Consider the following 20,677-nt stretch of genomic DNA (forward strand, 5'->3'; position numbering starts at 1 on the left):
GTTTAAAACCAGAGCCATACGACAACACCAGCAGCTATTAGCAGAGCACCCAGCGCTCGTAAACGCAGCATGGAGGCAGTTAACGGCTCATTATGAGCATCGGTCGGCTGCTGGTGAAAGCGCTTGGTACCTCCCAGCATCGCCGCTAACAGCGGCTCTCCAAGCAGCCGATGGACTACCAACCCGACCAAGTGCAGCCCAATTAAGATGATCAAGAGATCACTATTCCACTGATGCAAGGTTCGCAACTGGCTGCTAGCACCTTCCCCAAACAAGCCATACAGTGGCGCCTGAAAAAAGATGTCGTCGCTCAAAAACAGACCGCTGACTGCTTGAAAAGTGAGCGAGAGCAGCATGATCACCACCATCCAGCCGCCTAACGGGTTATGGCTGGCATAAGCACTCGGCTTTCGCTGGATGAGTGTCTTTGAATAGGCCATTGTTTTAGCCGGTGGATACAAAAATGTCTTGAATCGCGCATAGACACTACCCAGGACGCCCCATAACCAGCGAAAGACAAGTAACCCGAGTATCAGATAACCTGCCTGGGCGTGTATCTCAATGGGAAAGAGAAAAGGCGCACCGCTGGTCTTGGTGGTATAAAATGAGATCAACACTGCCACCACCAATCCCCAGTGAAACAGGCGCATCCAACTATCCCATACTTCAATTGCTACCTTGCCACGCATAGCCCTTTCCTCTATCAGCAGTGATGAGCTAACCGGTGGTGAGCCCGTATGGGTGAGACAGCTTCGCATTAATTCTAACTTTCTCATAGAATGCGGGACAGTTAGTCGCAACCAAGTTTGTCTCTACGGGAGAAGTGACCGTCGTGAATAGTTGCGTTAAACATTCATTGATGGCGATCACTTGAGCTTTAAAGGCAGACCAGCGAACATGGATTAAATTCAAGGGAGAAGCATTCGATGACACGTAATATAGCCGATATCAGGCGTGATTATGAAGGCGGCAGGCTTGATGAATCCCAGGCACCTGACGATCCATTCGTGTTATTCGATGAGTGGTTCACTCTTGCGCTGGAAAAAGAAGGCAAGGATGGTAACGCCATGACGCTTGCCACCGTTGACAGCCAAGGCAGGCCCCATGCCCGGGTAGTACTATTAAAAGGGTTTGATGAGCGTGGCATGGTCTTTTTTACCAATTACCATAGCCATAAAGGCAGCGAGTTGAGCAATGTACCCTTCGCTGCCATGACATTCTGGTGGCCTTCGCTCTCTCGCCAGGTTCGTATCGAAGGCCCCGTTGAGCCGGTGTCAGTCGAAGAGTCCGACGAGTACTTTGCCAGCCGCCCACGCGGTAGCCAGCTAGGTGCATGGATTGCGACTCAGAGCGTTGTGATCCCCGATCGCAATTGGATCGAAGAGCGCCAAAACCGTTTCGAACAAGCCTACGATGGTCAGGACATCCCTCGCCCTATCCATTGGGGAGGCTATCGCGTCGAACCGGAAATGATCGAGTTTTGGCAGGGCCAGCCTAGCCGCTTGCACGACCGGCTGCGCTTTGAGCGCCGCGATGGTGGCGAATGGGGCCGCTTCCGGCTGGCGCCATAAATTATCACGATACGCTTAAGGCCTGACGATAAAAACGCAGGCCTTTTGGGTTGTGCTCCCTCGTCCGGCAATTAACCCGGTACTTAGTCTGGCGCTTAGTCAGGCAAACTTGCCAGGCGGTGCCGCTGCCACTCGCTTTCGGGTTCGTTGAGACGCAGCACGGCATCGATGACCTGCTCTTCCATGTTGTAACGGCTCTTGAATCCCAGGTGTTTCATCAAGGCCCGCATCGGGTGGTTGTCGACCATGATTTTGCCGATCATTTCCAGCGTGCCGATGTTGGTGCAGTAAGCAATCATCTTTTTCATCAGCAGGCTACCAATGCCGAGCCCCTGTAGGTCATCACGAATGATGACCGAAAATTCGGTACGGATATTGTCCGGGTCGTTCCATACCCGCACTACCCCTAGCATTTCCTTGCTGCCATCTTCGCTCAAGTGTTCGGCGATAAACGCCATCTGGCGGTCATAATTGATATGCGACAGGATCGACAGATCGCGCTGAGTAAGATTGGACTTATTGTGGAAGTAGCGGAAGCGAATACTCTCTTCCGACAACTGACGGTGGAAGGTGGTAATCAAGTGAGCATCTTCAGCGCGAATGGGTCTTACTTCCACCTTCCAGCCATTTTTGAGTGTCACCCATTCACGCAGCTCTTCCGGATACGGCATGATCGCAAAACGCGACGGCGTACCAAGATCCATGGCGAAATCCACAGCGACCATGCCATCGCGATTAAGCAGCAAAGGGTTCACTTCCAGCCCACGCAAATCGCCCAAATCCGATGCCATCTGCGATAGTTTCACCAGCATTTGGCACAGGTGCTGTATATCGCGATCAGGTTCAGCGGAGTGTTCACGGATTAGCGAAGCGGCATGGGTTCGACCCACCACATCGGCTGCCAAGCTCATATTAAGCGGTGGCAGCGCTACTTGGCGGTCAGCCAGCACGTTGACCTTGTAGCCGCCGATACCAAAGACGATCAGGGGCCCAAACACAGGGTCGCGAGTGATACCGGCGCAAATTTGCATCGAGTGTTTGCCACGCTGCATAGGCTGCAAACAGTATTCGCGGATCGCATACTCGGGGAACTTCTCGGCCACCTTCTCGCCTAGTCGCCGCACGCCTTCAGCTACCTGTTCTGGTGTTTCCAAATCCTGCAGCAGGCCTGCCGAAATTTTATGCGGGTGTTTACGGTAGCGATAAGGACGGCAGTTGCCTTCATGAACCACCTTAAGCGCTTTGGTGCCGGGGATTTCGGTCGCCCGGGCAAGCGCTTCGTCCGGGTTGGCCAGATAGACGCTTGGCGCGGTTGGGATACCATATGCCTCAAGCACCTGGGCGGTTTCCGAGTGGGTCAGCGTCTGCCTGCCCTGCTCTTTTGCCCCTTTGATCAAGGTGCGGCACTGGGCACGAATTTCCGGGCTGGTTGAAAACGGCAAGCTGGGCGGGATTTCCTGCAGCAGTGCCTGAACGCGCTGGTAAATCACCATATGCATAAACGCCTTGACGGCTTTTTCAGGCGAAATATAGGTCGGAATTCCGGCCAGATTACAGGCGTGTCTGGCGTTGAGTGCCTCTTTTAGGCCCATCCAACTAGTCAGCAGGTTGCGGCGAAACTTCTTGCGGTTATCGATTAGGGCTTGGGCCGTCACCAGCGATGGGGCCATGCGTGTGGGGGCATGAACCACTAACACGGCGTCTACGTTGGCATCGGACGCGACAATCTCCAGTGCCTGGACAAACCGCTCGGGTGAGGCGTTACCGCCCAAATCCACCGGGTTCTCGCCCGGTTTACTCATATCGACTTCGCTTCGGTGTAGCGCAGCCTGAGTTTCGGCGCTAAATTCAGCCAATTTTCCGCCGGCACTAATTAACTTGTCGATGGCCAGCATGGCGGGACCCAAACCATTCGAGACAATCGCCAGGCGGTCGCCCTTCAGCGGCTTCATTCGCGAGAGGGTTTCCAGCGCGTCGAGCAGTTCATCGGAGTCATCAACCCGCACGACCCCCGCACGGGCAAAAGCGGCATCAAACACCACGTCGCGGTTGGCGATACCAGGTGTCGGTGCCATGCCGGAAATATCCGATTCTGGCGTACGGCCGCTCTTGATAGCCAGTACCAGACGGTTGCGCGAGGCGTCACGCACAGCGGTCATGAAGTGCTGAGCGTCACTGATCCGCTCCAGGTGCAACAATATGGCCTGCGCGGGAGAAAATTGATTAACGTAATCGATTAGATCCGGCAGCAGCACATCAACGCTGTCGCCAACCGTAATCAGATGTGAAAAGCCGACATCCCGCCCCGCGGCCCAATCGATCATCGCATTGGCGAGCATGCCGGACTGGCCAAGGTAGGCGACCTTACCTGCCTTCACCGGCTGACTGGCATACGAGGCGTTGAGTTTTTTACCCGGCACAATCAACCCCATGCACTCCGGGCCCAGCACACGAATACCGGAGACGCGTGCCGCACTCAGCATGCGTTCGCGAATCGAGCCCTTGTTGCCCTTGTCGCGATCCAGATAGGCGCCTCCGGAGAGCACCAGGGCAGCCTTGACGCCGTGCTGACCAAGCTTTTTGATCAGGTCAGGTACGCCCTCGATAGGCGTGCAGACCACGGCCAGATCAGGCACCTCAGGCAGTTCACTCACCCGGCTCACGCAGGGGGCGCCAAATACCTGCGGGTACCCCTTGAGATTGACCGCCCAGAGCGCCCCCTTGAAGCCGCCCTCTTGAATATTTCTTAGCACTAAACCACCCAGCGATGCGGGCTTTTCAGAGGCGCCAAACACCGCTAGTGTATGAGGTTCAAAGAAATGGTGTAAAAAGCGCGTGCTCACGAATGAGTCTCCCCTGGCTAAATAGCGGCTGTACGACTTATTGACACTGTCGCGTAGGGCATGGAGGCGATTAAGGTGGCATCAATAATAATGGAGCGTTTGAATGATTACCGCCTACCTTACCCACCCAGACTGCTCATTGCACCATATGGGGCCGGAGCATCCCGAAAGCCCTCAGCGTCTGGAGGCTATTCGCGCTCGCCTATCGCTTGCTGGTCTATTACAGCAGACCATGCAGGCAGATGCCAAAGAAGCCTGCGAAGAAGCCCTGGCTAGGGTACATCCCTTGCGTCATCTGCGCGCCCTGGAAAAGTGCTTGCCCAGCATGGGCATTGTTACGCTAGATAGCGACACCATGATGAACCCTAACAGCCTGAAAGCCGCGCGCGTGGCTGCGGGGGCAGTCATTCGTGGTGTTGACCAGGTATTTAAACGTCAGGCGGATAACGTATTTTGTGCCGTAAGGCCGCCCGGCCACCATGCCGAAGCCAGCGATGCCATGGGGTTCTGTTTTTATAATAATATTGCCGTGGGCGCGGCTCATGCCCGGGCCAAGTATGGCGCCAAACGCATCGCTATTCTCGATTTTGATGTACACCAGTGCAACGGCACCATCGATATCTTCAAAAATGATCCTGAGGTGCTGATCTGCACCAGTTTTCAATATCCGTTTTATCCCTGGCGCTATTTGCGCAGCGAGTGGCAAAACGTCGTCAATACGCCGCTGGAAGTGGGTAGCGACGGACGCGAGTTCCGTCGCGTTGTGGAAAACCATTGGCTGCCTGCCTTGCACGCCTTCAAGCCCGATCTCGTCATGATTTCCGCCGGGTTCGATGCCCACCGAGATGACCCGATGGGCGATCTCTGCCTGGAGGACGAAGATTTCTATTGGGTAACGCATTTGGCAATGGAGATCGCGACACTCTATGCCGACAACCGAATTGTCTCGGTACTTGAGGGCGGCTATAACCCTAAGTCGCTGGCCAGTGGTGTCGAGGCGCATCTCAAAGCGCTGTTGGGTCTGCCCTTTGCAGAGGTTCCCTAGTGCTGGCGATTGGCAATCACTCTTGGCGGCCTGGCGGCTGTGATATCATGGGCGTTTTACAGCTACTTCCAGCCCAAGCCAACGCAGCCAATTTGACAATTTATGACCGCTACTTCTGAACAGCATGCCGCGCTGCGTATCGCATCGGGAAGCAAACCGTTTGTTGAGCCGCTGCGCCTGGGCGAACGGCTCAAGCAAATTCGTCTTGCCAATCAATGGACTCTGGAAGATGTTAGCCAGCGCACGGGGCTTGCCCGCTCGACGCTCTCTAAAATCGAGAATGATCAAGTCTCTCCTACGTTCAGCGTGGTACAAAAACTGACTACTGGTCTCAACATCGACCTACCCCAACTGCTGACGCCACCTAAACGCGAGCGTTACACCATGGGGCGGCGCGATTTGACCCGGAAAGGAAAAGGTCAGCTGCACCCTACGCCGACTTACGAGCACGAGCTGCTGGGGCATCAACTAGCCCAGAAACGTATGATTCCGTTCAAAACCATTGTGCGGGCACGCAGCTTCGACGAGTATCACCAGTGGGTGCGCCACGATGGCGAAGAGTTCTTGATGGTGCTACATGGCGACATCATGCTCTACACCGAGTTCTACGCCCCATTGGTACTGGCAGAGGGTGACAGCATCTACTTTGATAGCGACATGGGGCATGCACTCGTTTCCACCAGCCAAGACGACGCTGTGGTGCTTTCAGTTTGTACCCGTGGCGATGTGGCCTAGCGAACGCAAATAGTACGTTATAGGCAATTGGTAGGCTTGGGCAGTCCGGCTAGGCGGGCAATCCTTTTTGCTGGACTGCCAGGAAAGAGCTGCATAAGATAAATCGAACGTCCCTTCTCTTCTCCCAACGCATTTTTCGTTGCCTTGACGAGTGGCCGCATGGCCGGTGCCATTTCGTAGCGTTGGTAGAATGCCCGAACGACTTCAATAATTTCCCAGTGAGCAGGCGTAAGCGGCAAGCCTTCTTCTTCTGCCATCAGGTTAGCGACAGTATTGTTCCACTTTGACTGATCAACTAGATAACCTTCAGGATCCAGTTTCCATTTTTTATTTGAATCAAGATAACGGTATATTTTTGAATCTGACATGAGTTAATACCAAGTAACTGTCTTTGTGTATTGCTCCGTAAGGGCTACAAAGCCGTCCATCTCCAGGGTTGGCAGTTGGTGCTCGGCCGCAATGCTGGCAAGGCCACGAGACCTCAGGTCCTCCAATAACAGGAATATTCGCGAAGGGCACTGCTCCCAAGCCGACCAAGCAGGGGCAAGCGCAGCAGTGACCGCCTCTTCAATCAACAGCACGCTATCCTGCGCCCCTACTGCCTGCTGCATTTGAGCAGCTGCACTGCTATCAGGCGCTTTGGTGAGGATGTGTAGAATCATAGTAGCCCCACTAAAAATTAAGAATGTTGCTGTGCTGCTGCAATAACTCAGGCACTTGCTGTTCCGCTAGGAGGGTAACTCCTTCTACGAGGGCATCCGTGGTTAAGTGCATGCCTTGTAGCGCCTCTTCTGTTACCCATAGTTTCTCAATATCGTACATTTCCAACATGTCGATAGTGGGCAGCGTCGCTTTTTGCCCGGCAGCCCCACTGCCCTGCTCTTTCAGCAAAGCCAGTATCCCCTGCCCCATGAACAGTAGATGCACAGGCTGGCCAAACGCCGCAGCCACCAAGGCAGCATCTAACCCTTCACGCAACCAGTTTGAGTTGTAAGGAGCGTGTCGAATAATCACTAACAGCGCGTTGGGCGTCGCCATGGGGTCTCCTTTTAAGCAAAAGTAATGAGGCGATCGGCACGTTGCTGCAACTCAAGCAGCTGGCCAAGACCGGTCAACTCAAAGGGAGGAGAGAGATTAAACGCCTGCTTCCCATGACGCTGCGCTTCCGACTCATTCATCAACCCGCGTCGCAGGGCAGCGGCGATACAGACGTCCAGGGGAACCGCATGTTGCTGGTGCAGCTCAGCCCAGGCGTCGTGCATATTGAGTTCGTCCTGCGGTGGCGCCATCAGAGAAGAGGCATTATGAACGCCGTCGTGATAGAAAAAAACACCTGCGAGTTGATGCCCACGCGCCAGCACGGCATGGGCAAAACGCAATGCAGAGTGAGGAGCCGGGCTGCTGTACGGTGCGCCCATTACCAATAAGCCGTACTGCATCATTTTAATACCTAGTTTTTACTACCTAGTGACGGTGGCCCTAAAAAAAAGACAGACCCTAAAAATAGGGCCTGTCATATCATCTAATAGCGCTCCCAGAGATCAATCGTTGCTCATGATACCCAGAATTGAAAGCAGGCTCACAAACAAATTGTAGATCGAAACGTAGAGCGTCACGGTGGCGAGAATATAGTTGGTCTCGCCAGCACGGTGAATGATCTCGCTGGTTTGATACAGGATGGCAGCTGAAGCAAACAGCACAAAACCAGCCGATACCATCAGTGAAAGCGCAGGAATGTTAAAGAAGAACCCCGCAATCATGGCAAGAATCAACACGATGGCACCTGCCATCAAGAAGTTGCTCAAGAAGCTAAAGTCTTTCTTGGTGGTTAGTGCCACCGCTGATAGACCCACAAACGTCAGACCGGTCATGGCCAGCGCGTTCATGATCAGCGCACCGCCGTTAGGCAGGGTCAAGTAGGCAGAAAGGATCGGCCCTAGCGTAAAGCCCATGAAGCCGGTGAAGGCAAACGTTGCCAGCAGACCCGCTGCAGAGTTAGCGGTTTTGTGGACAAGGAACATCAGGCCGTAGGCACCAATGAAGAACACAAAGATGTTCATCTGTTGAATACCAAGTGCAACTGCGGCACCTGCGGTTACTGCCGAAAACAGCAGTGTCATTGCCAGTAGCGCGTAGGTGTTTCGCAACACCTTGTTAGTACTAACACTATTAGCAACGCCGCCCGACTGGGGACGTGCCATACGTGAATCGTTGTAAGCCATGTGTTCATGCTCCCTAATGGTATTTCCAACAACTGACAAGCATGCCGTTACCGAGTTCCAGACGCAAGCCTTTGTCTATTTCACACTATCTTCTTCGCCAATGGTTATTCAACGTTGAATCAGCTTAGCAAACATTGTCTATGCTTCCTGAATACTCAATTGGACACGTTACTATGAAAAAAATTCTGCTCTCTGGCAGCACTTTAACTCTCTTGGCAATGGCACTGCCTGCTTTAGCATTCTCGCCCGCGGGGGAAGATATCTCGTACAGCGTGAACGGAGAGGACTTCCAAGGCTATTTTATCACTGGAGGAAACAACGCAAAGGGCAGCGTATTAATTGTCCATGACTGGGATGGCCTGGATGACTATGAGCGCCAGCGCGCCGATATGTTGGCCGAGCAGGGCTACGACGCCTTTGCTGTTGATCTCTATGGTGCAGGCAACCGCCCCCAGGCGGTCGACGATAAGCGAGCTGCCACTAACCGCCTCTACCAAGATCGAGAGCGTATGCGTGCCCTAACGCTGGGCGGATTAGCGCAAGCGAGAGAACAGGGCGCTGCTGAACAAACGGTCATAATGGGTTACTGCTTTGGCGGTGCGGTGGCGTTAGAAATTGCGCGTTCCGGCGAGGCGGATAATATTGCCGCCTATACCAGTTTCCATGGCGGACTAACGACACCCGAGAGTCAAGCTTACTCAAGTGAAACAGCGCCTATATTTATTGCCCATGGGGGTGCAGACAGCTCGGTGAGCCTAGATGACGTTGCTATCCTGGCAGATGAATTGGAAACTGCCGGTGTCACCTATGAAGTCGGTATTTATTCAGGTGCCCCACACGCGTTTAGTGTATTTGGCAGTGGTGCGTACCACGAACGCGCCGATCAACGCTCCTGGGTCGCCTTTAACGAATGGTTGGATGAAATGCTTTAAAGCAACGCCATGGCGGCACTGAGTGCAGCCATGGGTTTATGATTGATACAGCGTTGTAAACATACCCGCAGCTTAGCTCTGAACTTCTTCGTCGTCTTTCTCATCTTTGTGTGGCGTAATGACTGTCGCTGCTGTTTGAGGCGCATTTTGCGGGGTATTGTAAAGACGAGCATCAATCACATGCAGTACCGCCAATTGCGCAAACAGCACCGCAAAACAGACGATTAAACCTTTTAACATGAGGATTTTCCTTAGGGAGCTAATAAGCCAAGTTAAGAAAATAATAGCGCTAAATCTAGTAAAGACAATGGGTAATAACATGAATTAAATAGCGACTGACTGCCCTTTGGGACGTATAAAAATCCCTATTAAAACGCCGAAATATGAGACGTGCTCTGGCGTATCCTGGGTGTTACCGGTAGCACTAGCTGTTCAGGTAGTGCTTCAGGGTTGTTAATATGTTTTAGCAACAGTTCCGTGGCCTTAACAATCATTTGCTCGACGGGTTGCTGCAAGGTGGTCAGCGAATGGCTTGGCCAAGAAGACATCACCATATCGTCAAATCCCACTACTGAAACATTATCGGGCACCGTTAAATGCAGCTCATCTCGCAACGTTTCCATTACAGCAATAGCCATCAGGTCATTGGCAGAAAAGAGTGCATCGGGCATCTTTTCGAGTTTACGCGCTGAAAATAGGCGGCGCGTGGCATCACAGGCGTCATCGTAACGATAATGCCCTATATCGTATGAGAAGCATGTTTGCCCTTCTGCCGCTAAACCGGCCTTAAACCCCTCTTCACGCTGTCGGTTAGTGGTGGACTCAGGAATCCCGGCCAAATAGGCGATGCGTTGGCGACCCAGTGAAGCCAAGTAGCGTCCTGCCCAGTAGCCACCTTGAAAATTGTCACTGCCGACTTGGCTAATGCCAGAGTATTCAACGGTGCGGTTGATGATCACTACCGGAATGCCAAAATCAGCTACCTCTGCCGCTTGGTGCTGATTCAGAGTGATCGCCAGCATCAGTACCCCTTCAACCTGACTACGAATCAAATCATCCACCACCATGTCAAAATCGCCGTTCTGCGGGGCGAAAAACAGCAGAAGATGGTAGCCCTGCTCCTGTAAAAAACGAGAGGCTTTTTCAAGTAAATACGCATAAAACGGGTTTTGTAGACTGTAAGTCACCACCGCTATGGTGCGGCTTGAACGCGTAATTAAAGATCGCGCGATGGTGTTTGGTCGGTAGCCAAGCTTCCGAGCCGCCTCCATCACTTTTTTGCGCGTTTTCTCTGACACACTGGATGCTGGTGAAAAACTGCGGCTAACCGCTGATTGTGAAACACCGGCAAGGTGAGCGACATCGCGTGAAGTGATGGATTTTCTTTTCATTTATTCAACTTAATTGGCTATGAGTTATGGGACTTGAACTGGAGTTTTTGTGGTGATAAAAACCAGAAGGCCCTGGCTGGGGCCTTCATTAGCATTGAGCATTTTAAAAGCCAACCTTATCTGCACCTTTCAGTTCCAGCATTTCCCGCGCTTCATCAGGCGTAGCAATTTCAAAAGAGAGTGACTCTAAAAGTTCGCGCACCCGCTTTACTTGGCTAGCGTTGTTTTCAGCCAACTTTCCGGGTTCAAGCCATAGAGAGTCCTCCAACCCTACCCGTACATGCCCACCCATGGCAGCTGATTGCGCGGCAATCCGCATCTGACTGCTACCGGCACCAAGTACTGACCACTCATACTGTTCACCAAACAAGCGGTCTGCGGTACGGCGCATGTGAAGTACATCTTCAGGATGAGGGCCAATGCCCCCCAGGATTCCAAACACACTCTGTACAAATATCTTACCGTCGACCACTCCCCGGTCAATCAGGTTACGAAGATTATACAGGTGGCCGATATCGTAACATTCGCACTCGAAGCGGGTGCCATTCTTCGTCCCCAGGGTGATCGCCTTTTCAATATCCGCAAAGGTGTTTTTAAACACCAAATCACGGCTATTCTCCAGGTGGTCACGCTCCCACTGATGCGCAAAGGTTTGATAACGATTAAGCATCGGAAACAGGCCAAAGTTCATCGATCCCATATTCATCGATGCTAATTCGGGCTGAAACTCCATTGCCGGTCGCATGCGCTCTTCAACCGTCATATGAGGACTTCCACCCGTGGTCAAGTTGATCACCGCGTTGGTAGAGGTCTTAATCTTGGGTAAAAACTGCTCAAATATGGTGGGATCTTGAGTCGGTTTGCCATTGACAGGATCGCGGGCATGAAGATGTAAAATGGCCGCGCCCGCTTCAGCCGCAGCAATACTGGCGTCGGCAATTTCCTCAGGCGTTACCGGCAGATGTGGCGACATTGATGGCGTATGAATAGCCCCGGTCACCGCACAGGAAATAATCACTTTACGTTTTTGAGCCATGTTAAGGCCTCCTTATTGTAATAATTCAAGCTTCTTATTCAGGCATTGAGCGTTGATGGGCCATCAGCGCCATCAATCTACGGTCGCGCCACTCATGACGAGTCGGCAATTGAGCACTGGGCAGTAAGTCACGGCGCTCTTTATCCAGGGCCTGTAACGTCGTTTCATCCCAGGGGTTCTCCCTGCCCCGCTGTTGGTCTACCTGATGGTACAAAGGACCATAACGATTGGCGTAATCCACAACGCCCGCCGGTGCGTTGAGGTCAATGGTTTCAAATGGCCCCATAAACGACCAACGCAGCCCAAGCCCGTATTTCACGGTTTTATCGAGGTCTTCTGCGGAAACGTATCCATCACGGAACAAACGCAGGGCTTCATTGAGCAAGGCTCCTTGCAACCGATTGAGTACAAAGCCCTCAATTTCTTTACGCACCAAAATGGGTGCCTGCTGGGCGGCCTCCATTAGCGCTAATGTAGTATTGGTCGCAACGTCTGCGGTTTGCGGCGTGGGTACCACTTCCACCAATGGAATTAGATAAGGTGGGTTAACGGGGTGCGCAACCAGGCACCGCTCGGGACGACGCAAATGACCGCTAAATAGCGAAGCGGCAATGCCAGAGGTAGAGCTGGCCAAAATAGTGTCGTCTGCGACTACCGATTCAAGCTCACGATAGATGACTCTTTTGCCCTCGACATTTTCAGGCCCGCACTCTTGCACATACCCCACTCCCTGCATGGCGCTAGCAAGGTCGCCATCAAAGCGAATGTGCCTCATCACTTGCTCCACGCCATTCACCAAACCTGCTTGCTGTAAATCTACAAGTGATTGCCGAATAGCCGAGCCGGCATTTTCAAGCGCCGCAGTGTTAACGTCATACACACTCACCGTAAAACCAGCTCTGGCAAACACAATCGCCCAAGCGCGACCAATTAAGCCAGCGCCGACTACGCCAATCGTCATTGTTGTTGGCTGCACCTGCGACTCTTCAGTTATTGATTGCATGAATATCGCACCTCTTCTTTGTATTTATAGTGTTTCAACATTGCCACACACGCTTAGTGCCTGACCGGAGATATTGGAGCCACCAGGAGCAGATAAAAATAGCGCCATCGCGGCAACGTCCGTGGGTTCTACCATTTTGCGCATAGAAACCTTGGCTAGATTCTCTTTCTCCATTGCCTCATAGCTGATTCCCCGCTTGGCAGCGCGATCTTTAATCACATTCTCAATCCGCGGGCCGCGAACAATACCGGGCAGTATCGCGTTCACACGAACACCATCTGGGCCCAGCTCGCACGCCAAGCTCTTGGTTAGACCGACGACCGCCCATTTACTCGCCGCATAAGGTGTACGATAAGCAAACCCCAATCGCCCGGCGACAGAGGCAAGGTTGATCATTAATCCCTGGCTTTCACGTAGCAGTGCGGCTGAGCGATGAGCAACCCGATACTGGCCGTTCAGGTTGATATCAATGGTTCGCACCCACTCCTCTTCGCCGATCTCCTCAATACCCGCGGTTGGCCCCGCTATTCCAGCATTGTTAACCACCACATCAAGCCCGCCCAACTGCTTTACATCATCAAATAAACGGGTGATTTCGGCCTCTTTGCTAACATCCGCTAGCGTATACGTAATGCCCTCCGGTAAGGCACCCAGTGCTCTTTCGTCCACATCGCATACATGCACCGTTGCGCCTGCCTCTTTGAAGGCCTGGGCGATCACTAAGCCAATGCCATTTGCGCCTGCGGTAACCAGTACCTTTAATCCTTGACGCGGTATTAAGCTTTCAATGACTGACATGTTTATTCTCCTTTTTATTAGGGGTATCAAAGTGACGGTAGCCACGTGGATAGCGCAGGTATCAAGCTGATAATTAAGACGTTGACAAGTACGATGGCGACGAACGGCAAGATGGCACTCGTTAAGCGGGCGACACCGATATTGGAAATCTGCGAGGCTACAAAAAGATTTAGGCCAACGGGAGGCGTAAACATCCCCATCGCCAGATTCACCACCATGATGATGCCGAAATGAACCGGGTCGAAGCCAAAGCTAATCGCTATCGGCAATAATATCGGTACGAAAATAAGAATGGCGGCAGCGGCTTCAATGAACATACCCACAAACAGCAGCAGCGCATTGGCCATAATGATAAATGCTAAAGGGCTACCGATGGTTGAAAGCACAAAGTCCGATACCATGGTGGGCACTCTCAGGCTTTGCAGAATTCTTCCATACAGTCCGGCTGCCGCAATAATGCTTAATACCACGGCCGTGGTAACCGCTGATTCTTGCAAAATGCGCATTAAATCCCGCAGTTTAATTTCACGATAAACCACGAAACCAATGATAAATGAGTAGGCAACGGCAATCACAGCAGCTTCGGTTGGGGTGGTGATCCCGCCGTAAATGCCTCCCAAAATGATTACCGGCATGAGAATTGCCAGCAACGCTTTACGGGCCGCTAACAGCATCTCTTTAGGCGTGCTTTTCTGGTTGCCCCCGATGCCGTTTTTACGGGCAAAAATGTAGGCAAATATCAGCAGCGATATGGTGACTAATATGCCAGGCAGGATACCGGCAATAAACATATCGCCCACCGATACGTTTGCGGCAATCGCATAAAGAATGAGTGGAATGCTGGGCGGAATAATAACGCCAAGAGCCCCTGCCGCTGCCTGATTTGAAGCCGCATAGCTGCCTGGATAGCCTTTCGCCATCATTGCTGGGATCAAGATGGAACCTATGGCGGCGGTTGTCGCGGCGCCTGAACCGGAAATGGCCGCAAAGAATAGCGAGGTAACGATAGCCACCATAGCCAACCCGCCGGTCATCCCACCCACCAGGGTATTAGAGAAATTAACCAAGCGTTCAGAAATGCCGCCGTACTGCATTAACGATCCCGCCAGAATAAAAAACGGAATCGCCATTAAGGGAAAGGAGTTCACCGAACCAATCAATTGCTGGGTCACAATCAGCATAGGCATTAAATCGCCGTGCCATACCGTCACGGCCGATGCCAACCCTAAAGAGAAAGCAATAGGAACCCCAACCAGAAAAAAGCCTAATAGCAGGAGGAACAGCATGATGGCCATGATTAGTTAACCTCCGGCGGCTGGATGTCTGCCCGTTTTGGGTGCTCTTTACCCACCACTTCATCGATTAACAGTGCCACGCTATTAACGAGAATAACGATACCGCCTAGCGGGACAGCCATATAAGGCCACATCATTGATACGCGAGTGCTGGGTGCCGTCTGGCTGGCCACGCGGCCGACAAGGTCGAACCCATATATCACGATAATCAGTGCAAATAGCGCCGAACAAAGCACTACTAACACTCTTAATACGCTCGAGAAACGAGGTCCTGAATACTCAAGAAGAATATCGACAGAGATAAGTGCGCCTTTGCGATAAGCGTAACCCGCCCCAATAAAGGTCAACCAAATCATCGCGAAACGTGCTATTTCATCAGAAAAAAATAGCGGTTTTCCGACGACAAACCGAGCGAAAACTTGCCAAAAAATCAGTACGGTCATGGTCAGCAACAAGAACGCCAAGCCCCAACCCACTACACGATTAAACTGATCAATCACTCTGTTGATCAGTAACAGAGAAGACTTCATAGCTGCCTCACCATTAGAGAAAGAGCGCGGGAGACATTTCTCCCGCGTATTTCCAGGGATCAGTAATCGAAATTAATAGCAGCCTCAACGAGGACTTCACCCACTGTCGGTGACCACTGTTCAATCACAGGACGGACAGCCTCACGGAAAGGCTCAAGGTCGGGATGAGTAACTGTCATACCCAGCTCTTCGAGTTGCACGAGGTAGCGCTGTTCAAGCTCCTGGCTAGCCTCACGCTGAAAAGGCAACGCAATTTGTGCGGCTTCCAGAATAACCGCCTGGTCTTCTTCACTAAACGAATTGAACAGATCCAACCCCATCATCAACGGTGCCGGTGAGTAAACATGCTGAGTCAGGTTCAAGTAGTCCTGCACTTCGTAAAAATTTACATCGTAGATGGTCGGTAACGGATTCTCCTGGCTATCCATGACCCCTTGCTGCAGAGCGGTATACACCTCGGTCCAGGCCATCGGAGTAGCATTGGCGCCCAACGCTTCCCAGGTGTCCACCTGCACACGGCTTTCTTGGGTGCGGTGATTGATACCCTGCAAATCTTCTGGGCTGTTAAGTGCACGCACTGAATTGGTGTTGTGGCGGAAGCCATTTTCCATCCATGCTAAGAACTTAACGTTCATTTGCTCTTCAGCAAGCTGTGCAAGCGTTTCGCCATGCTCACTGTCTAGGAAAGCATAAGCATGGTCATGGTTTTCAAAAATATAAGGCAAATCAAACAGCATGAACTGATCGACAAAGCCGCCCATTGGCCCAGTAGAAGTAATACCGGCATCAATAATGCCGAATCCCATTCCCTCTACCACTTCACGCTCGGCCCCTAAGGCATTGTTATAGTGCGGCTCAATGCTCAACCGCCCTTCTGAAAGGCGTTCTAACTCTTCGCCAAACTTCAATACGCCAACGCCCTGCTGAGAATCAGGGCCAAGGGGCAAGCTAACATCAATAACTCGCTCGGCTTGTGCAGCGGCGCTGGTGGCCATTGCTAGCGCAACCGCACCCGCTAATACAGAGATTGTTCGCGAAGTAAGCTGGATGTGATTCATTCGTTAAGCTCCTTTTGTCATTATTTTTGTTGCCGATGCAACGCCACGCTCTTGGGAATCAAAGCCTGGCTACGTTCAACCTCCCTAGTTCTAGATGAAAAAGACTACGTATTCAATATGGCAATTTATTTGATTTTGATAACCAATATAACCATTTGAAATAAATATGATATAATTTAGTATAATATCATGAATACGTAGTCTTTTAATTTCTAAATACTCGCGTTGAAGGGACGGATATTCATGCTTAGAGGCTTAATTCATGGCCCAGTAGCGCTGGAGACGATTAGGGGGATTTTTGGTGTCTATCTTGTCTTCTAGCAAGGAGCAGGTTGATTTGCAGCTAGAGATAGACACTCAAAAAATAAAGCGCAACCATGCGAGAGCTTAGAATGCCTCACTGCGTTGCTAAGTTAGGAGCCTTGCTAGGCAAGTAAAATTTTAATAAACAATGAAAGGTTCACTCCTTAACAGACACATCCCGCAAATCTTCAACTGTGACTCCATCTGGTAAATCAGACTCCTCCGCAGGTATCCAAACAGGTGATAAGTCACTATCTTCCCTGCCGTCTTCATGCTTATGACCGGGAATGCGGTATACAACCTGACGGTGGTGGTGATCCCATGCGAATATACGATCCATACTCATTTTCCTAGTAATAAGGTGTTTCACTAAGACATAGTCATACGCCATGATGTTCCGCTGGCAAATTCATCCATGGAACGGGAGATATTAGCAATGAGCGTTACTAACGCATTTTTCTTCAGCACTGTGGCTGCCTTAGCACTAGCGGCCTGCTCCCAAGAAAGGGATAGCAACAACCCTGAAAGACAAGACTCCCGCAGCAGTTCGGCTCAAGAACACCGACTAACGCCTCTTTCCGAAGACGATATGAGCAATGCTGAGCTAGCGGGTGAGCTAAGCTGTGCTTTTACTTCTGATAATGAATCCGTCTTACTGGTTGCCATGGGTGTGGTTGCTTCAACATCACCTGCTGAAGGGCTCATCAAGCTAGACAATGAGCTTTACCATGTCAGTGCACCTGGGGGCTTTGATGGCATGCTGCGAGGCACCACCTTTGAAGGTGATGGCGGCGCTGTTGAAGTTTCCATCACTGGCGAACCCCAAGGCAGCGGCGAATCTCCCCCCTCCCCAGCAGAATTAATGGTCGTCGGGTCAGATCAATCGGCTATCAAAGGCCAGTGGATCTGCGGCCCCTAGACTAAAATTGCCATCCGTCGATCATCGACACGCTCATTAACGATGATGTTCAATGACGTAAGGATTATTTTGCTGACAAGGAGTTATCAATGAAAACGCTTATTCCCCTCTGCCTTTTGGCCTTTATGCTTGTAGGCTGTAGCTCAGGCCCAACCTCTTCCAGAACGGCAGACTGCCGACAACTTGCTGAAGAAGCTGGCGACACCATGGTTTATGGCGACTGCACACGCGGAACCCAAGTAAATAAGGCTGGCTTTTAATTACTGTTTTTGACATTAATGACAGGTGGTCGTTTGAAAGAACCTCATGATGGTAAAGACCCGCAAGAGGCTCTACGTGCTAGGCTCAACAAAAGCTTACAGGAACGCAGGGCCTCAGCAGTACGCAGGAGAATAGGCGCCCGAGCAACCCGGCAGCAGTTCCTGGAAGCGACTCGCAACGTGGGCGTGATCGTAGTGGCCACTTGCTTCACGGCGGGCTGGGTAGTCACCAATCCCAGCTTAAATACCGATAATGTTTGGATGGGCGTGGGACTGGGTATACTCTTGATCTTTGTCGGGTCGTTCGGCTATGGTTATGTGGAGCGGGATAAAACCTCAGATGAGGAAAGTAAACCATGAATGAACTTATTCTTGCCAGTATGTTGATGAGCCTTGCGGTAGTATCAGGCGGTATGGTCTGGAGTCAGTACCGCGAGCACCACGGTAAAAAATCACTTACCGAGAGCGCATTTTCCTGGATTGCCAAGCGCTTCGCTTAAGAGCTACAGCTTATAAATAACAAAGGGTCGCTACTTGCGGCCCTTTTTGTTTATTCCATAGACGCTTAAACACTCAATTCTCGACTTCCGCGCCAAACAAAGAACATGCGCACTTATTACTCTAAGAGACCCAAATGCCTGTAATCCAGCGACTGCTTCGCGTCCTCAAAGCATCAACTCTTCAAATCTCTTGGACATTTCTTCTGCTAGTAGTCCTCGCACACATGGGCACTACCTGGGCGTTTTTTTCCATGGTCGGCGAAACAATGGCCGACTCCATTACCGGTTGGGTTTACTTTTATGTGGTGGTTGCCAGCACTGTCGGTTTCGGTGATTTCAGCCCCGAAACAGTGGCTGGCAGATGGATCACCACGCTCTATCTCATTCCAGGCGGCATTTCGCTGTTTGCAGCGTTGATTGGTAAAGCCACTGTCACACTTTCAGTTTTTTGGAGACTGCAAATGCAAGGAAAAGGCGATTTTAGCCACCTAACCGGCCATACCCTCGTTATCGGCTGGCACGGCGAAACCACAGAACGTATTTTGGATATTCTCAAAGCCGACAAAAGCCTACCTGACGAGATAGTGCTTTGTGTGATCAAAGAGATGAGCAATCCACGCCCAGCCGATCTAAAGTTTATTAAAGGCGAGAGTTTTTCCAATGCTGATCTTCTCAAGCGGGCGGGGGTTGAGAACGCCAGCCGTATTATTATTTATGACACAAGCGATGATCGGGTGGCCACTGTCGCACTGAGTGCCTACAGCCTAAAAGGGAAAGGTGCCCATATTGTCGCCCACTGCGCAAATCCTGACACCGCAGCGATGCTACGTCGCACCTTACCCGGTATCGAATGCACCCAGGCGCTGGCACTTGAAATGCTGGTACGCTCCGCTTCAGATGCCGGTATTTCGCGAGTGGTTAATGAGCTACTTGCCGTCGATCGCGGCGCTACGCAGTATCAAACGAAGATAAGTAAACCGCCTGCTGGTGCCACTTTTGGCGACCTTTTTATACAGGCGAAAAAGATCTGCAACGCCACCGTTTTAGGGCTCGCTAGCGGCCAGGACGATAGCGAAGGCAACATGCTCAACCCTGCCACGGACCGTCCATTACAAGATGGCGATATCGTCTACTACATGGCCAATACACGGCTTTCGGAACAACAAATGGGAGGCTTGCTCAGCGAGCCCCGCTAGAGCAATTCCCCCTTCGCTCCGCCTAACGCACACAGGTGTCAGTTATCTTGATTAGGGTATGGGGTTTGCTTCAGTAGCGTTGCGAGATGAACACAGTTACGAGCAAGTCCCGCTGTTGCGGTTTGAACGACCTCTGGCGTCTGCTTCAAATCTTTGAAATCGGTTGACTGCATTGCTTCGCCTACCCAGTAGGTAGAAGCATTCGCTGGAATCGTGAAACCGACATCGTTCAAGCCCTGGAACAGTTCGGCGATAATATGATGCGCGCCATCTTCATTCCCCACCGCCACGACGCCCGCAACACAACCGTATGAGACAAGCCGCCCCTGGTCATCTGTCTCATCCAGGAAAGCATCAAGCCGCTCTAGAACGCGCTGGCAAACACTGGAGTGATGCCCTAACCAAACCGGGCTGCCCAAGATGAATATATCGGCGTCTAGGATTCGCTGACGAAGTTGAGGCCAATCATCCCCCTCTCCTTCATCAGAAGTTACGCCAGGTTTGATGTTAAAATCGACTGCGCGGATCTGCTCGCCGGTGACACCGTGACGTTCAAGCTCTGTTAGCGTCTCCGCTATAAGCCGCTCGCAAGAGGACTCGGCGGGTGAAGGGGTAAGGGTGCAGTTAATTGCGAATGCCGTGAGTGTCATGTGCTACCTCCATGTGAATGACATTTCCATAAGTAACTTTATGGGACGCTCTAGCCATGAGAGGGCCGATGAGCTGGGCAACGGTTACTTCTTATTACGCATAAAAGGAAAAATCTTTGCCATCGTATCAGCCAATACTTGATCCAGCGGTTTATGATCCAAGCTGATAGCCGCCCTTGCCGCCGTGTAGGTTCCTTTATACTCTTGGACAATCTCGCTATCCGTCATCGTTTCCGGTAGCTGCTCTTTGGCTCGGATAGCATCAATGACCTCCTTATCCATGTGGCCTCTCCTTTAAACTGGGCATAATATTCAGTCTAGTACACATAGGAACTTGGTGATGGAGTAAAACGGTTAACAAATTTTAGAGTTCAATATCTTTTTTCTTAT

The 20,677-nt window shown here is 51.5% G+C and carries 26 protein-coding genes; 8 read left to right on the plus strand and 18 right to left on the minus strand.

Annotated elements, in window-relative coordinates; genetic code table 11:
- Positions 1 to 2 precede the first annotated feature (2 nt).
- The gene (locus tag ACXUPB_RS11065; RefSeq protein ID WP_472952391.1) at positions 3 to 689 is read right to left on the minus strand and encodes a cytochrome b/b6 domain-containing protein; all 687 of its coding nucleotides are present in this window, start codon (positions 687 to 689) and stop codon (positions 3 to 5) included.
- A 237-nt stretch (positions 690 to 926) separates the two neighbouring features.
- On the opposite strand from ACXUPB_RS11065, the gene pdxH reads away from it, so the two are divergent.
- The gene (pdxH, locus tag ACXUPB_RS11070) at positions 927 to 1,571 is read left to right on the plus strand and encodes a pyridoxamine 5'-phosphate oxidase (protein WP_472952393.1); all 645 of its coding nucleotides are present in this window, start codon (positions 927 to 929) and stop codon (positions 1,569 to 1,571) included.
- A gap of 95 nt (positions 1,572 to 1,666) precedes the next feature.
- On the opposite strand, the gene ACXUPB_RS11075 is transcribed toward pdxH, so the two are convergent.
- Complete coding sequence (locus tag ACXUPB_RS11075) at positions 1,667 to 4,414, minus strand: bifunctional acetate--CoA ligase family protein/GNAT family N-acetyltransferase (RefSeq protein WP_472952395.1); 2,748 nt, start codon at positions 4,412 to 4,414, stop codon at positions 1,667 to 1,669.
- 103 nt (positions 4,415 to 4,517) lie between these two features.
- On the opposite strand from ACXUPB_RS11075, the gene ACXUPB_RS11080 reads away from it, so the two are divergent.
- Together ACXUPB_RS11080 and ACXUPB_RS11085 are read left to right on the plus strand one after the other, a co-directional pair.
- Complete coding sequence (locus tag ACXUPB_RS11080) at positions 4,518 to 5,459, plus strand: histone deacetylase family protein (RefSeq protein WP_472952396.1); 942 nt, start codon at positions 4,518 to 4,520, stop codon at positions 5,457 to 5,459.
- A 102-nt stretch (positions 5,460 to 5,561) separates the two neighbouring features.
- Positions 5,562 to 6,194 (plus strand): helix-turn-helix domain-containing protein, encoded by a 633-nt coding sequence (locus tag ACXUPB_RS11085; protein WP_008957936.1) that lies wholly within the window; start codon positions 5,562 to 5,564, stop codon positions 6,192 to 6,194.
- Positions 6,195 to 6,211: 17 nt separating this feature from the next.
- Here the strand turns inward: ACXUPB_RS11085 and ACXUPB_RS11090 are convergent, their stop codons facing one another.
- From ACXUPB_RS11090 to ACXUPB_RS11110, 5 genes are all read right to left on the minus strand, one after another.
- Positions 6,212 to 6,562, minus strand: coding sequence for a TusE/DsrC/DsvC family sulfur relay protein (locus tag ACXUPB_RS11090; RefSeq protein WP_472952398.1), 351 nt, complete (start codon positions 6,560 to 6,562; stop codon positions 6,212 to 6,214).
- 3 nt (positions 6,563 to 6,565) lie between these two features.
- Entirely contained in the window at positions 6,566 to 6,856 is a 291-nt protein-coding gene (gene tusB, locus ACXUPB_RS11095; RefSeq protein ID WP_472952400.1) for a sulfurtransferase complex subunit TusB, read from the minus strand.
- Positions 6,857 to 6,866: 10 nt separating this feature from the next.
- Entirely contained in the window at positions 6,867 to 7,232 is a 366-nt protein-coding gene (tusC, locus tag ACXUPB_RS11100; protein WP_472952402.1) for a sulfurtransferase complex subunit TusC, read from the minus strand.
- Between the two features lie 11 nt (positions 7,233 to 7,243).
- Complete coding sequence (gene tusD, locus ACXUPB_RS11105) at positions 7,244 to 7,633, minus strand: sulfurtransferase complex subunit TusD (RefSeq protein ID WP_472956739.1); 390 nt, start codon at positions 7,631 to 7,633, stop codon at positions 7,244 to 7,246.
- A 102-nt stretch (positions 7,634 to 7,735) separates the two neighbouring features.
- Entirely contained in the window at positions 7,736 to 8,416 is a 681-nt protein-coding gene (locus ACXUPB_RS11110; protein ID WP_008957931.1) for a Bax inhibitor-1/YccA family protein, read from the minus strand.
- 173 nt (positions 8,417 to 8,589) lie between these two features.
- On the opposite strand from ACXUPB_RS11110, the gene ACXUPB_RS11115 reads away from it, so the two are divergent.
- Positions 8,590 to 9,348, plus strand: a complete 759-nt coding sequence (locus tag ACXUPB_RS11115; protein WP_472952403.1) for a dienelactone hydrolase family protein — start codon at positions 8,590 to 8,592, stop codon at positions 9,346 to 9,348.
- 72 nt (positions 9,349 to 9,420) lie between these two features.
- Here ACXUPB_RS11115 and ACXUPB_RS11120 read toward each other — a convergent pair whose 3' ends face one another.
- The 9 genes from ACXUPB_RS11120 to ACXUPB_RS11160 form a co-directional block, all read right to left on the minus strand.
- A complete protein-coding gene (locus ACXUPB_RS11120; RefSeq protein ID WP_472952405.1) occupies positions 9,421 to 9,588 on the minus strand; it encodes a hypothetical protein in 168 nt (55 codons plus the stop codon).
- A 128-nt stretch (positions 9,589 to 9,716) separates the two neighbouring features.
- Positions 9,717 to 10,739: a LacI family DNA-binding transcriptional regulator gene (locus ACXUPB_RS11125; protein ID WP_472952406.1), complete on the minus strand. Its 1,023-nt coding sequence runs from the start codon at positions 10,737 to 10,739 to the stop codon at positions 9,717 to 9,719.
- A gap of 103 nt (positions 10,740 to 10,842) precedes the next feature.
- A complete protein-coding gene (gene kce / locus ACXUPB_RS11130) occupies positions 10,843 to 11,775 on the minus strand; it encodes a 3,5-dioxohexanoate:acetyl-CoA acetone transferase (RefSeq protein ID WP_472952408.1) in 933 nt (310 codons plus the stop codon).
- 34 nt (positions 11,776 to 11,809) lie between these two features.
- Entirely contained in the window at positions 11,810 to 12,778 is a 969-nt protein-coding gene (locus ACXUPB_RS11135; RefSeq protein ID WP_472952410.1) for a 3-hydroxyacyl-CoA dehydrogenase, read from the minus strand.
- Positions 12,779 to 12,802: 24 nt separating this feature from the next.
- Positions 12,803 to 13,576, minus strand: a complete 774-nt coding sequence (locus ACXUPB_RS11140) for an SDR family oxidoreductase (RefSeq protein WP_472952411.1) — start codon at positions 13,574 to 13,576, stop codon at positions 12,803 to 12,805.
- Positions 13,577 to 13,602: 26 nt separating this feature from the next.
- A complete protein-coding gene (locus ACXUPB_RS11145) occupies positions 13,603 to 14,871 on the minus strand; it encodes a TRAP transporter large permease (protein WP_472952413.1) in 1,269 nt (422 codons plus the stop codon).
- Between the two features lie 2 nt (positions 14,872 to 14,873).
- Positions 14,874 to 15,401: a TRAP transporter small permease gene (locus tag ACXUPB_RS11150; protein ID WP_472952415.1), complete on the minus strand. Its 528-nt coding sequence runs from the start codon at positions 15,399 to 15,401 to the stop codon at positions 14,874 to 14,876.
- A gap of 59 nt (positions 15,402 to 15,460) precedes the next feature.
- The gene (locus ACXUPB_RS11155) at positions 15,461 to 16,459 is read right to left on the minus strand and encodes a DctP family TRAP transporter solute-binding subunit (protein ID WP_472952417.1); all 999 of its coding nucleotides are present in this window, start codon (positions 16,457 to 16,459) and stop codon (positions 15,461 to 15,463) included.
- Between the two features lie 460 nt (positions 16,460 to 16,919).
- Entirely contained in the window at positions 16,920 to 17,102 is a 183-nt protein-coding gene (locus ACXUPB_RS11160; protein ID WP_045812118.1) for a hypothetical protein, read from the minus strand.
- A gap of 96 nt (positions 17,103 to 17,198) precedes the next feature.
- Here ACXUPB_RS11160 and ACXUPB_RS11165 point away from each other — a divergent pair, with 96 nt between their 5' ends.
- The 4 genes from ACXUPB_RS11165 (at position 17,199) to ACXUPB_RS11180 (ending at position 19,637) form a co-directional block, all read left to right on the plus strand.
- Entirely contained in the window at positions 17,199 to 17,681 is a 483-nt protein-coding gene (locus ACXUPB_RS11165) for a hypothetical protein (protein WP_472952420.1), read from the plus strand.
- A gap of 293 nt (positions 17,682 to 17,974) precedes the next feature.
- Positions 17,975 to 18,301: a hypothetical protein gene (locus ACXUPB_RS11170; protein ID WP_139041550.1), complete on the plus strand. Its 327-nt coding sequence runs from the start codon at positions 17,975 to 17,977 to the stop codon at positions 18,299 to 18,301.
- The gene (locus ACXUPB_RS11175) at positions 18,298 to 18,441 is read left to right on the plus strand and encodes a hypothetical protein (protein WP_158414210.1); all 144 of its coding nucleotides are present in this window, start codon (positions 18,298 to 18,300) and stop codon (positions 18,439 to 18,441) included. The genes ACXUPB_RS11170 and ACXUPB_RS11175 overlap by 4 nt, the downstream gene beginning before the upstream one ends.
- A gap of 134 nt (positions 18,442 to 18,575) precedes the next feature.
- Entirely contained in the window at positions 18,576 to 19,637 is a 1,062-nt protein-coding gene (locus ACXUPB_RS11180; RefSeq protein WP_472952423.1) for an ion channel, read from the plus strand.
- Positions 19,638 to 19,675: 38 nt separating this feature from the next.
- Here the strand turns inward: ACXUPB_RS11180 and ACXUPB_RS11185 are convergent, their stop codons facing one another.
- Together ACXUPB_RS11185 and ACXUPB_RS11190 are read right to left on the minus strand one after the other, a co-directional pair.
- Positions 19,676 to 20,287, minus strand: coding sequence for a flavodoxin family protein (locus ACXUPB_RS11185; RefSeq protein ID WP_472952425.1), 612 nt, complete (start codon positions 20,285 to 20,287; stop codon positions 19,676 to 19,678).
- An 84-nt stretch (positions 20,288 to 20,371) separates the two neighbouring features.
- Positions 20,372 to 20,569 carry a hypothetical protein gene (locus ACXUPB_RS11190; protein WP_472952426.1) on the minus strand — a complete coding sequence of 66 codons (198 nt, stop codon included), beginning with the start codon at positions 20,567 to 20,569 and terminating at the stop codon, positions 20,372 to 20,374.
- Positions 20,570 to 20,677: the final 108 nt, after the last annotated feature.

This window comes from Vreelandella sp. DA03-1M (assembly GCF_055725665.1).